Raw genomic sequence first — 12,816 nt, 5'->3', positions numbered from 1 at the left:
ATGCAAAAGTTCGTTGACCGGCACGGTCGCGTTTGGATCGTCGACATCGACAACACCACGCTTCGCCGCGTGAAAACGCTCACCGGCGTTCGCTTGCTCGATGCCGTCGACGGAGACCTGATCCCGCAGATGACGCAGGACTTCCTGTTGCTCGGCGAAGTCCTGTTCGCGGTCTGCAAACCACAAGCGGATAAAGACACCGTCGACCAGGAAGTCTTCGAGTCCGGTCTGTCGGGCGACTGTTTGACCGAAGCTCGCAACGCACTGGTCGAAGCGTTGTTGGACTTCCTCCCGGAGGACCAACGCCGTCTGCTGAGCAAAGCGGTGACGCATCAACGCGAGGTGACGGCACGCGGGATGGAGATGCTGCATCGCAAGCTGGACGATCCGACCCTGGCGGACAACATGGTCGCTCAGCTCGAAGCGAATCTGGAGGTGCCCGGCTTGAACGCGAAATCTGTCACCTCGCCGGCATCCTCGGCGTCGACCCCGGACCGTTAACGCTGCGGCAAATGGTCTGGATGATCGACGCCAAACGCAAACACGATTGGCAACTCGCCAGCACGCTTGTATGGATCACCGCCGAAGTCAATCGCGATCGCAAACGCCGCCGCAAACCATTCAAGCCCGACGATTTTAACCCGTGCGTCACAACGCGGCCCGCTCCTGCAAAGGCAAGCGTTGAACAAGTCGCATCGCTTCTGGGTGCCAAGTTCACCAAAGCTAGTCGCTAACCGCTAAAGGCCAATCGCTTCCCCATGTCTCAAGTCCGTGCCGGAGCCGCGTTCGTCGAACTGACGCTGAAGAACTCTGCGTTGGTGAAGGGTTTGCGATCGGCACAGAAACAACTTTCATCGTTCGCGTCATCGACCTCGATGATGGGTGCAAAGCTGACCGGGCTGGGTATCGCAATGGCCGCACCGCTGGGCGATGGCATCCGCAAGTTCGCGGAATACGACGACGCCATCCGCCAAGTCGGTGCGATCACCGGAGCCACGGGCGCCGCATTCGATCGACTCAACGCCAAAGCGAAACAACTCGGAGCGACCACCAGTTTCTCCGCCGTCGAAGTTGCCAACCTAATGACCGAACTTGGGCGAGCCGGTTTTGATCCACGGCAAATCGAAGACATGACCGGCAGCGTGATGAACCTCGCTCGAGCGACCGGCACCGATGCCACGCTCGCGTCGGGCATCTTCGCCGCTGCGATCCGCCAATTCAACATGGAGGCCGGCCAAGCCCCGCGAGTCGCCGACGCACTGACGGCCGCCGCCAACAAGAGTTTCAACAGCGTCGAGTCACTCGGTGAAGCACTGAAGTACGCCGGTCCCGTCGCGGCCGATGCGAACATGAGCCTGGAAGAAACGCTCGCGATCCTGGGGACGCTCGGTAACGTCGGCATCCAAGGCTCATCCGCCGGTAACGCACTGAAACGATTGCTGACCCTGTCGGCCGCCGAATCCGAGAAGTTTCAAAAGGTGTTCGGCGTCGCGACCAAAGACGCAGCCGGCAACGCTCGACCGTTGGTCGATGTACTGGGCGAAGTCGCCGAAGCCACCAAAGACCTCGGTTCGTCCGACCGTGCCGCCAAGTTCAACGAAGTCTTCGGGATGCTCGGGATCACAGCCGCGTCCGCGATCGGCAAAACGGTCACGGACACTCGCGAGCTACTCGGTGAATTGGAAGGTGCCGGCGGCATCGCCAAGAAGACCGCTGACAAAATGGAATCAGGTCTCGGCGGAGCGTTCCGAGTTCTCGCCAGCTCCTTTGAAGCGGTCCGCATCGCGATCGGAGAAGCCCTCGAAAAGCCAATCCAGCGACTGACCGAAAACGTATCGCTCGCCGCGTCATCCATCACCGACTGGATCGGAGAAAACAAACGAGTGGTCCAAGTTGCCGCAATGGTCGCGGCCGGAGTGATCGCCGCTGGTGCCGCTCTGCTGACAATCGGATCGGCCGCGGCGGCAGCGTCCGTGGCGGTTGGCGGTTTACTTGGCATCTTCTCCGCAATCGGTAGCGTCGTGGGTATGGCAGGCGCAGCGGTCGCAGCTTTGCTTTCGCCGATCGGTCTGGTGGTCGCCGGCGTCGCGGGGCTGGGTCTCTACCTCGCCAAGACATCGGGCCTGCTATCGCGAGTCTCCGCGTTCTTCAAAACCGCGTTTGCTCAGATCGCGGTCGATTCGCAAGCCGCGTTCAAAGCCATCGCTGCGTCACTCGCTTCGGGTGACATCACCGGTGCGGCCAAAGTCATGTGGGCCTATCTGCGTGGCTTATGGAAACAAGGCGTCGCGGCACTCGCCGATGCGTGGGATCAATTGTCATCAAGCCTCGATGGTTTTGCCGGCGGTTTGTTATCGGCCGTCGGCAGCTTGCTTCGCAGCACACTGGCGTGGGCGAGCGAAAACCGAACCGCGATCCTGACCGCGGTGGCGGGTTTCGCCGCGATGAAAGTCGCTGCCACCGGCGTCGGTGCCGCAATGATCGCACTCAAGGGCATTACGCTCGGCCTGTCGGTCGCATCGAAAACGCTCGCGGCAACTTGGGCCGTGTTGAAAACGGTCGGTGCAGGCATCAAAGCGGTCTTCATCGGTTTGGCCGCGGTCAAGAAGATCAACATCGCACTTGCTGGCGTGTACGCCGCAGTCACCGCCGGCTTGTCTGGAGCGTTTGGATTGCTGACCGGAGCGATCAGTGCTGCGGCCGGTGCGATGGCGTTGTTGTTCTCGCCATTGGGTCTGGTCGTCGCGGGCGTTGTCGCTCTCGGTGCCTACTTCCTCTACACGTCGGGTGCGATCGGCAGCTCAATCGACTTCCTCAAAGGAGCGTTCCAAAATCTGAAGGCCGACACCATGGCCGCCTTCGGTGCAATCGCCAACGCTCTGCGAGCAGGCGACATCAACGCGGCCGTCGATGTGCTGTGGTCCTACATCAAACTGCAATGGACCAAAGGCACGACCTGGCTGTCCGGCATGTGGTCACGCTTCACCGCTTACCTCTCCGACGCCTGGGGCGACGCAGTCTACAAACTCGCCGACCAACTCATGCAAGGTTTCGGCGGCTTGCGAGCGATCTGGAACAGCACGGTTGCCTACCTCGCCGACGGTTGGACGATCCTCACTTCCGCCGTGCAGAAAGGTTGGAACAACACAGTCGGGTTCCTGAAAAAAGGTTTCCTCAAACTTCACGAACTGGTCGACATCGCCGGCGACGTCGCGATCCAGATCGGCGGTGTGCTGGTCAACGCTCTGGCCGGTGTCGAAGGAGCGTGGGTGGAAACGATCGACTACCTCGCCGACTCCTGGGCGGTGTTCGTCGGCGAAGTCCGCAAGATGTGGAACAGCACAGTCGGGTTCCTGCGCAAGGCATGGGTGAAGTTGAAATCGCTCTTCGACGACGACATCAACGTCGAGGCCGAAGTGCGAAAGATCGACAACGAAACGAACGCCAACAACGCGGAAGAACAACGCAAACGCCAAACCGCGATCGCCGGCCGAGCGGACAAACGCCGCAAACGCAAGTCGGAGATCGAAGCCAACCGCAAGGTGATGCAGGAAGACCTGCAACGCCAACTCGACCAGCGAAAGAAGTCCCGCGAAGGCCAAGACCTCGACGCCGACTTCGCCGCGATCGACGCAGAGACCGATCAACAAAACGCAGCGGTGGACGCCGAACGCGATCGCCAGTTCGACTCCAACGCGAAAGCCAACGGACAACGGACCGCCGACACCGAGGAGTTCACCGCCGGCGTCCGCGACACGCTCGACGAAATGCGACGTCAAGCGAAAGCCGACGCTGCCGCGAAACGAGCCGAACGATCGCTCGCGGAAGCCGATCGTCAAACCAAGGTCGCCGAAGCCGAAGCAGACTTCCAAGCCGCCGTAGACAAAGCCAACGCACTGAAACCAGAAGGCGACGAGCAAACAACAGACACCGAAACCAAATCGCCACAAATCTCGGATGACCTGGCCGCAGCGATCGCCGAAGCCAGAGCGTCACTCGAAGCCGCGCAAGCCGACGCGGGCATCACGGGCGAAGATTCCGCCGGCGATGAGCGTCTCGAAAAACTCAAGGCCGGCATCGCGGCGATGGAAGCCAAGGCGGCCGCGATCACGGATCAAGCCGGCAACGATGGAAAACTCAAACTGCCGCCCGCAGAACTCGATGACGATTCTGTCGCGTTGGAACTCGACCGCGACGCCAAAGCCTCGATCGACAATTTTGCAGGCACCGATGTTGGCGAACAATCCAGCGAATCCGTCACGGGCAAGTTCGATTCGCGTGGTCTGAACATCGGCAGCGGTGCCCGCAAGCTCGAACCGATCGGTCTCGATGCTCCGGCTGAAAAGCTGAAACCTGAACCGCTCGACGATGAACCTGAAGTCATCCTCGCACCGAAGCTGGTCATCGACGACCAACCCGACGACGCGATTGCCCAGCAAGAACCTAATGCTGAAGCCATCGCTGATTCAGGACTGCGGCAAATCAACGATCGCCTCGTCGCCATCGGTCAATACTTGATGAAGTCCAACGAACTACTCGCCGGCGGAAGTGGAAACCTCAGCGAGTCCGGTGAACGTTCCGGCCTTGGGCTCAGCGAAGACGTTCAACGAGCGATCGTCGAGACCGCCAACAACACTCGCAAGCTCGCCGAACGATCCACCGGCGGCGGGTTGGTGTTCAGCTGATGAGCTTTTCATACGGAGGCTACAACTTCGACGTCGCGGCTTTGTCGGAGAAAGCGTCGCGTGGCAAAACGAACTCTGACTTTACCGCCTACGTCGCGACCAACGGTGGAAACGTCAGTCCACCGGCCGCCGCGAGTGCCGCCCGCTCGTACTACGAAGACAACTTCCCTGACCTGATCCCGTTCCTGCAAGTCGATGCGGAATTCATCAACGCCAAGCACGCGTTGGTCAGCGTCACGCTCACCGAAACCAAACTCGATCCGGTCTCGTTCAACACCACCGGAGCGACCACGCACATCAACCAAAGCTTGCTAACGCGAGGCATCTACGCCGCGCCCGGCAAGATCGCACCCGACTACCGCGGCGCGATCGGTGTAAGTGATTCAGGTGTCTCCGGTGTCGATGTCACGGTTCCGGCGTTCGAGTTCTCGGTCCGCAAGAAGTTCGAGTTCGTTTCGACATCGTATTTGTTGGCGGTCGTCTCCATGACCGGCCGCACCAATTCGATGGCATGGTCGATCTTCGGTCCCGGCGAAGCGTTGTTCCTCGGTGGCGAAGGAGGCGAGGACGACAACAACTGGGTCGACATCACCTACCACTTCGCCGCTCGCCCCAACCAACCGGCATTGCAGCTTGGCAACATCGGCAGCGTCAGCAAACGCGGTTGGGATTACTTGTGGGTGAAACATGACGAAGAGGTCGTCGGCGATCGCGTGCTGCAAACGCCAGCGGCGGCCTACGTCGAACAAGTCTATCCCGATGGCAATTTCGCAGCGTTAGGACTTTCGTAGGCCCTTAGTCGGGCTTCCGTGGTTCCAACTACACACCAGCCATCAAGTCAGGCAACTTGCCTTCCACGAAGTCACGAATTTCGTCCCGCACGCGACGGTAACAATCCAAGGCTGCTTCTTCGCTCGACGCCTCCTTGGCGAGCTTTGGCGGGTCGTCGAAGCCGATGTGAACGAGCTTGGCTTTCGTCAGAAAGGCTGGGCAGTTTTCGTCGGCGTGACCGCATACGGTGATGACCAGATCGAGTGGAACGTCGGCGAGTGTGCTTGCCAGTTTCGATGACTGGCCCGAAATGTCTACACCGGCCTCCTTCATCACCTGCATCGCGTTGGGGTTCATGCCGTGTGCCTCGATGCCTGCCGAGTAGGCTTCGATCGTGTCACTGTGAAAATGTCTCGCCCACCCTTCGGCCATTTGGCTGCGGCAGGAGTTTCCGGTGCAGAGAAACAGAACATTCTTTTTCGTCATTGGTTTTGGCTTTTTGGTGAATTGCAGATTGTTATTGAATGAGCGACGAATCCGTCGCGACGATGCGACGTAATCCTGCGAGTCCGGTTGGCGGTTCGCTTTGCCAAGGAACCAGCGCCACGCGAGTCGCCAGCGTTGATCTAACTTCTTCGATGAACGGGAACTCGTGATGCTGACGTTTCCGCAAAGTCGGATCGGTCACAGACAACGGCACGAGACTCTGGTTGATGACCCACGCGAACGGCTCGATTTCTGCACGCCGAAGGTCTTGTTGCAATCGTGCCGCTTCGTGAACCGGAGTCGCCTCGGGCAACGTCACCACCAACACTCGCGTAAAGTTCGGGTCTCGCAATCGCGGCAACAACTTTTCGACCGACTCGGGCATCTGGCTCGCTTGGCGAGTCACTTCGCGGTGGTACGCCAATGCCGAATCGAGCAACAGAATCGTGTGTCCCGTCGGCGCGGTGTCGAGAACAACGAAACGGTTTTCGCCCTCCGAGACCGCTTTGGCAAACGCGCGGAACACGGCGATTTCTTCGGTGCATGGCGAACGCAAGTCTTCTTCGAGTAGCGCTTTGCCAGACGCGTCTAAATCTTTCCCCGCCGTTTGCATCACTTCGGCGGTGTAGTCGGCGGTCTCTTTCGCCGGGTCGATTCGTCCGACGGTCAAACCCGCGAGTTCATCGGCTGCGATGGTCGCGGAAACATGAGCCGCCGGGTCGGTGGTTGATAGGTGAACGTCAAAACCACGCTCCGCCAACGCCACCGCGACGGAAGCAGCGACCGTCGTTTTTCCGACGCCACCTTTGCCCATCGCCAAGATCACGCCATGACCAACGGCGGACAGTTCATCAATCAGCGAACCGAGACCTTCTGGATGCTGGTCGATCACAGGAGCCTGGGCCGCATCGTCGAAAGACACTACTGACGACTGCCCGACGCGACGAAGCGCATCAACGCCCATCAATCCGGTAGACGCTAACGGTACCGAGGAACGATCCAGCCCCGCGATCGCATCCGGCATCGACGCGATGGCCTCGTCACCTCGACGCTGCATCGCCGTGGCAATCTCATCGCTCGGCGTTTGACTCGTAAAGACGCCGTTGACAATCAAATGCTGATTGCGAACGCCTAGCTCTTGCAACTCACTGCTCGTCCGAGCGGCTTCGCGAAACGCCGATGGTTCGGGTCGCGTGACTAGAACCAACGTCGTGCGATCGCCGTCGGCCAACGCTTCGACGGTTTGTTGGTAGATCAGCGTCTGAGCCTGCAAGCCAGCGAGCGGACCGAGGCAAGACGTGCCGGTTGTGTTGTTCTCAATGTATCCCGACCAAGCCGACGGCAACGTCAACAAACGCAACGTGTGCCCGGTTGGTGCGGTGTCGAAAACAACGTGATCGAACTGCGACGTGGCCTCTTTGTCGCCTAGCAATTTTGCGAACTCATCGAACGCCGCAATTTCCAACGTGCAAGAACCGGAGAACTGTTCTTCCATGCTCGCGACCGCAGCGTCAGGCAACACGCCGCGATAAGGCCCGACCATCCGTTCACGGTATTCTGCCGCCGCGGCTTCGGGATCAAGATTCATCGCAAACAGATTCGGCACCGATTCAATCGGCGTCGGTTCGCTTGCCAGCGACGTTCCAAGCACTTCATCGAGGTTCGATGCCGGGTCGGTCGATACGAGTAACACTCGCAAACCGCGATCGGCCAGTTGAACGGCACTCGCACAAGCCATCGACGTTTTGCCGACACCGCCCTTGCCTGTAAAGAACAGATTGCGAGTTGGCCGGTTAAGAAATTGCATTGCGACTCTCCTTGTTTGAATGACGGAAGAACTAGCAGCAACCCGTATCGCCGCTACAGCAACCCGAGTCGTCGGCCATCGGCAACGATGCATTGGGCTTCAACGCGGTGCCGGTCCACATCGCTAAGTTTTCACGCGATGGGTATTCGCTTCGGCTAACCACTCGGTCGTCAACGATGACCAGCGGTAAGCACTCGACACCTTCATCGGTGAGCATCTTTTGCACGGTCGCGTTGTTTGCGAACTTGGTCGGGTCTTGAGCCAAGTTGAAACGAGCAACGTCATGGCCTTGCTGTTTGAGCCAATCGAGATCAGCGGCGAACGTTGGCAACACGGGATCGACTTGCGGCCCGCAAACTCCGGTCGAGCAGCACATGGCTTTGTCGTAGATTTGAACTTTTGACATTTCGTTCTCTCCTAAGGTGAGTGAGCTTCTAAATTTGATCTGTCCAACGTCTCTGTTTCGACGGCCTCTGCCGGAAACCAACCCTTCGTTCGCACGCAGAATTTGACCAAGCCCAACATCAAAGGCACTTCGATCAAAACGCCAACGACGGTTGCCAGTGCCGCACCGGACGACAATCCGTACAACATCGTGGCCGTCGCGATTGCGACTTCAAAATGGTTCGACGCACCGATCATGGCGGTCGGTGCAGCGGATTCGTAAGTGAACCCCATCGCTTTGCTGATGCCGTAACCAAGTGCGAAGATCACCAGCGTCTGAATCGTCAACGGAATCGCGATCCAGAGAATCGTCAGCGGGTTTTCGACAATGGTTTCACCCTTGAACGAAAACAGCAGCACCAGCGTTGCCAACAACGCCGTAATCGTGATCGGCGTCAAGAAATGCAAAAACTTGTCACGAAACCAGTCTTCCCCCTTGGTCGCGATCAGCCATTTGCGCGAGGCGTAGCCAGCCACCAACGGCAGCGCGACGTAGACGCCGATCGACAACAGCAACGCTTGCCAAGGAACAGGAAGCTGGCCGACGCCAAGCAGGAACCCCCCAAGCACGCCGTACAACACCAGCATGGTCAGCGAGTTGATCGCGACCATCACCAACGTGTGGCCGTCGTTGCCCTTCGCCAGAAAACCCCACACCAAAACCATTGCCGTGCAGGGAGCGATGCCGAGCAAGATGCAGCCCGCCAAGTAGCTTCGCCAAAGCGGAACTTGCAGCATCTTCACGCCGTCGATCAGCACCACTTCGCCCGCGCCGTAAGTCGCTCCGACTTCGAGATTGCTTCCCAGCGGTGCTTTCACATAATCGACCGCATCGGGACCGATGAATCCCAGAAACAACGTGCCCAAGAAGAAGCTCGCGATCGCGTACATCGTGAACGGCTTGATCGCCCAGTTCAGAAATAGCGTCAACCCGACAGGCTTGATCGACTTGCCCGCCTTCACCACTTCGCCGAAGTCAATCTTGACCATGATCGGGTACATCATGAAGAACAGGCAAATCGCGATCGGGATCGAAATCACCGGAGCGTCGTTGACGTGAATCGCCATGCCGTCGAGCGACTTGGCAACACCCGGTGCGATCTTGCCGAGCAAAATTCCCGCAACGATGCACAGCCCGACCCAAACGGTCAGGTAGCGTTCAAAAAAGCCAATGCCCTTTTCGTCAGTCGGGCAGGTATCGGGTTGGTTCATTGTTTTATCGTCCATTTACTGTCTCAATATCGTCCATCGCCGCTAAACGATGACTGTCCGCAAAAAAAACACGCTGTCACAATCCGGCAACGAAGTCCTTGAGTTGCTGGAGGCATTCGGGGTTGATGCAGTAGCAAACCTTCGGCCCGTCCACTTCGCCTTGGATCAGTCCCGACTCTTTCAGAATCTTCAAGTGCTGAGAAACGGTCGATTGAGCCAACGGCAACTGATCGACGATTTCGCCGCAAACGCAGGCTTCGCGACCAATCAACAACCGTACGATCTGAACACGAGCCGGATGGGCAATCGCCCAAGCGAGCCGAGCAAACGGCTCCGCCGTCGGATCAGCTTTCAGCTTCACCGGGGTGGAGTCGCACTTCGTGTTGGTTTTCTTCTTTGCCATACCCTTAATGTATCGGCTATCGCCGATCGACGATAGAGACGATTCGTCAGTGCGGCCGACATTTTCTCGAAGAAGCAATCCGGCCAGGCATTTCGGATCGTTTTGCTCATCGTCTGCCCGTCTAGCGTCACCGATTTCACGACCAGGACAATTTCAAGTTGGCAAGACGTGTTCGACCCGGCGACAGTCTCAACATCACCGCGGTTGAATACAACCGACTGTTGGCGGCGGCCGAGGCGTCACACCGCAACCGTCTGCCCGGCGGTGGCGGTCCGCGAACGCACCTGCGAAACGCATCGACCGTTCGCGTTCACAACACGTCGGGCGCGGTTGTCCCGATTGGCGGCATCGCCGGATTTGATTCGCCGATCACGGATCCCGAAGCCGGTCCGGTTGAACTGGCCCGCTTCGTCCGCGACGCGACGATCAAAACAGTTCGCCCGACCGAAGACGAACATACCGGCCGAGTCGGCGTCGCGATTGAACCAATCCGCGATGGCGAAGTCGGCCGAGTTGTCTTTGACGGAGTCGTCGCAGCCCAAGTCGATGTTACCAAAACATGGCATCGTTTCGCCGACGTCGCCGAGTCCGGCGGCGACACGTTGCAGTCGAAACCCGACGGATCGGCCCAGATCCTGTGGCGGAAAGATCCGTCAAACACTGGCCGACAGTGGGCGGTCGTTCGAGTCGGCCGGCCTTCTGATCCGGTTTACCTCGTCAAAGTCCCGGCCGGCGGAATTGCAGCCCGACGCGGGATGCGAACCGGATCAGCGGACTGCGACCTATTCGAGTTGAACAAAGACGGCGAGATCAAACCCGTTGATGATCCCACCGGCGACGTGGTCCGAATCACCGCTCGCAACCATTCGGCCCAGCGAATCCGCGGTCCGATCGAAGGCAGCGGCGAAGACCAATACCTCGTCGTCAACTTTGATGGTCATCGCTCTTGGGTCATCGACCCGCCCAAGCAAACGCTCCTTTGCAAACCGACCAAGCGACTCAAAGCCAAGTCCTGGGGCACCGCCCGTGAGTTGCGTTTCGATGGAGGACGTTGGCGACCGATCGGCGTACGAGTCTCGGTCTACAACGTCTGCGACTACGCGTTGCTCGCGTCGCAACAGATCATCTGCCACTTCCACGAGGACACCGGCAGCTATGTGACGATCGGATGTCGTTGCTGCGACGGAAGCAGTTCATCCAGCTCGTCGTCTTCTTCGGAAAGTTCGTCATCGAGCGTCTCGTCCTCGTCAAGCTCGTCGTCACCATCGTCGAGCAGTCCATCTTCCTCGTCCTCGAGCAGCCCGTCATCAAGTAGCAGTAGCTCATCACCGAGCAGCAGTTCATCGAGCATCTCGTCGATCAGCAGTTCCAGCTCGAGCCTCTCGTCATCCAGTTCCAGCAGCACGCCATCGAGTTCCTCGTCATCACCAAGCTCAAGTTCATCGTCGCCCAGCTCCTCTTCACCATCGAGCAGCTCGCACCCAAGCTCGTCGTCCACCCCTTCGTCGAGCAGTTCGTCTACCTCGCCCTCGTCGTCTTCTAGCAGCCAGTCATCGTCACCGAGTTCATCCTCGGTCAGCGACTCATCGTCGAGCAATTCATCAAGCGTTTCGGATTCGTCATCCAGCAAATCTTCGAGCGTCTCGGGCTCATCCAGCAGCACGCCGTCCGATTCATCCTCGTCCGCAACGCCAAGTTCCAGTTCCTACTCAACCGTCACGGACTCGTCGAGCAGCAGTTCATCCAGCAACCCATCCTCGTCCGGAAGCCCGAGTTCATCCTCGGTCGTGGATTCATCATCGAGCGACTCGTCCGCCCAATCATCGAGCATCTCCGATTCATCGGCCAGCGATCCCTCGACGTCGTCGGCATCAACTTCCGACGATTCCTATTCAACGGTCACCGATTCAAGTTCCAGCGGATCACCGTCATCCGGCAGTCCGTCAGACAGCAGCGTCAGTTCGGTATCAGACGGTTCTCCATCAAGCGATTCAGAGTCCGACTCAGATTCCGAATCAACACCATCGGATTCCGCATCGTCCGAACCACCCAGCGGATCGGGCAGCCCGTCGTATTCAACAGTTGACGATTCATGGTCGTCATCGAGTCACCAGTCATCCGACGTCAGCGACAGTTCGGTCTCTGACGGTTCGCCATCGAGCGAATCGACGCCGTCCGAATCCGGTTCTGGCTCAACGCTATCGGAGAGCGGATCGGATAGTGACACGTCCGACCAAAGCACGTCGGTTGATGGAAGCGACTCTGTCGACGATCCAAGTTACTCGGTGTGGGACGGATCACCATCGTCGCATGAATCGACTTCGGACGGATCGAACTCGGACGATTCAGGATCCGACGACTCCGTTTCGGATGCATCGACGTCCGATGATTCCGCATCAGATGACGAGTCGCAATCGGATGACGAATCCGATTCCGATAATGATTCGGGCATCGACGAATCATCCAACACGAGCGACGACTCGGGATCCGATGCCAGTGAGGAATCCGGCGATTCTGGATCAGACCGCAGCGAAGGCTCCGGCGACTCCGGCGGTGGATCAGACGATGAAGATTCCGGTGGCGGTGGCGGCGGAAGTGGCTCCGGCAGCGACGATGGTTCCGAAGAGGAGAGCGTCGAAGACTCCGGCGATGGTTCTGGCGAAGAATCAGGAGGTGGAAGTGAAGACACGTCTGGGGTTGGATCTGGTGGCGATGGGTCGGGCGGCGGTGGTGGCTCCGGCGGCAGCGGTGGATCAGGCGGCGGCAGCGACGACGATTCCAACGACGATGGATCTGACGACGACGATGATGACTCCCAAGATGACGACGATTCGCAAGACGACGACGATGAAAGTGCAACCAGCGAAGGCTCATCCGATGCATGCGAGTCGACGTGGATCTGGTCGTGCGGTTGGGAATTGCAAGGCAGCGACTGCGAAGACGCAGGCGACCCGCCATCGAGCAGTGGTTCCTACGACGGCGAAGTAGTCACGGTGTCTGCCTAGCCC

General features: G+C 58.8%; 13 protein-coding genes. 5 read left to right on the top strand and 8 right to left on the bottom strand.

Annotated elements, in window-relative coordinates; genetic code table 11:
- Genes RC85_RS04800 through RC85_RS04785 form a run of 4 tightly spaced genes read left to right on the top strand, consistent with a single transcriptional unit; the run spans position 1 to position 5,476 of the window.
- Entirely contained in the window at positions 1-501 is a 501-nt protein-coding gene (locus RC85_RS04800) for a hypothetical protein (RefSeq protein ID WP_068259208.1), read from the top strand.
- A gap of 20 nt (positions 502-521) precedes the next feature.
- Positions 522-734 (top strand): hypothetical protein, encoded by a 213-nt coding sequence (locus tag RC85_RS04795; RefSeq protein WP_068259201.1) that lies wholly within the window; start codon positions 522-524, stop codon positions 732-734.
- A 24-nt stretch (positions 735-758) separates the two neighbouring features.
- Positions 759-4,685 carry a phage tail tape measure protein gene (locus tag RC85_RS04790; protein WP_068259198.1) on the top strand — a complete coding sequence of 1,309 codons (3,927 nt, stop codon included), beginning with the start codon at positions 759-761 and terminating at the stop codon, positions 4,683-4,685.
- The gene (locus RC85_RS04785) at positions 4,685-5,476 is read left to right on the top strand and encodes a hypothetical protein (RefSeq protein WP_068259193.1); all 792 of its coding nucleotides are present in this window, start codon (positions 4,685-4,687) and stop codon (positions 5,474-5,476) included. Before RC85_RS04790 ends, RC85_RS04785 begins: the two co-directional genes overlap by 1 nt.
- 28 nt (positions 5,477-5,504) lie before the next feature.
- On the opposite strand, the gene RC85_RS04780 is transcribed toward RC85_RS04785, so the two are convergent.
- The 8 genes from RC85_RS04780 to RC85_RS04745 form a co-directional block, all read right to left on the bottom strand.
- Positions 5,505-5,942: an arsenate reductase ArsC gene (locus tag RC85_RS04780; RefSeq protein WP_068259190.1), complete on the bottom strand. Its 438-nt coding sequence runs from the start codon at positions 5,940-5,942 to the stop codon at positions 5,505-5,507.
- Positions 5,943-5,973: 31 nt separating this feature from the next.
- Positions 5,974-7,749, bottom strand: a complete 1,776-nt coding sequence (gene arsA, locus RC85_RS04775; protein ID WP_068259188.1) for an arsenical pump-driving ATPase — start codon at positions 7,747-7,749, stop codon at positions 5,974-5,976.
- Positions 7,750-7,780: 31 nt separating this feature from the next.
- The gene (gene arsD, locus RC85_RS04770; protein ID WP_068259185.1) at positions 7,781-8,155 is read right to left on the bottom strand and encodes an arsenite efflux transporter metallochaperone ArsD; all 375 of its coding nucleotides are present in this window, start codon (positions 8,153-8,155) and stop codon (positions 7,781-7,783) included.
- A gap of 11 nt (positions 8,156-8,166) precedes the next feature.
- On the bottom strand, positions 8,167-9,420 hold the full coding sequence (gene arsB / locus RC85_RS04765) for an ACR3 family arsenite efflux transporter (protein ID WP_420821370.1): 1,254 nt from the start codon (positions 9,418-9,420) through the stop codon (positions 8,167-8,169).
- Positions 9,421-9,481: 61 nt separating this feature from the next.
- Positions 9,482-9,808 carry an ArsR/SmtB family transcription factor gene (locus RC85_RS04760; protein ID WP_068259358.1) on the bottom strand — a complete coding sequence of 109 codons (327 nt, stop codon included), beginning with the start codon at positions 9,806-9,808 and terminating at the stop codon, positions 9,482-9,484.
- A 239-nt stretch (positions 9,809-10,047) separates the two neighbouring features.
- Positions 10,048-10,374 (bottom strand): hypothetical protein, encoded by a 327-nt coding sequence (locus RC85_RS04755; protein ID WP_068259183.1) that lies wholly within the window; start codon positions 10,372-10,374, stop codon positions 10,048-10,050.
- 216 nt (positions 10,375-10,590) lie between these two features.
- Positions 10,591-10,947, bottom strand: coding sequence for a hypothetical protein (locus tag RC85_RS04750; RefSeq protein ID WP_068259182.1), 357 nt, complete (start codon positions 10,945-10,947; stop codon positions 10,591-10,593).
- A gap of 14 nt (positions 10,948-10,961) precedes the next feature.
- Complete coding sequence (locus RC85_RS04745) at positions 10,962-11,471, bottom strand: hypothetical protein (protein WP_068259181.1); 510 nt, start codon at positions 11,469-11,471, stop codon at positions 10,962-10,964.
- Between the two features lie 124 nt (positions 11,472-11,595).
- On the opposite strand from RC85_RS04745, the gene RC85_RS04740 reads away from it, so the two are divergent.
- A complete protein-coding gene (locus RC85_RS04740) occupies positions 11,596-12,813 on the top strand; it encodes a hypothetical protein (protein WP_068259179.1) in 1,218 nt (405 codons plus the stop codon).
- Positions 12,814-12,816: the final 3 nt, after the last annotated feature.

This window comes from Rubripirellula obstinata (genome assembly GCF_001642955.1).
Classification (GTDB): Bacteria; Planctomycetota; Planctomycetia; order Pirellulales; family Pirellulaceae; genus Rubripirellula; species Rubripirellula obstinata.
The sequence above is the reverse complement of the archived record's forward strand: the minus strand, read 5'-3'. Positions and strand labels throughout refer to the sequence as shown.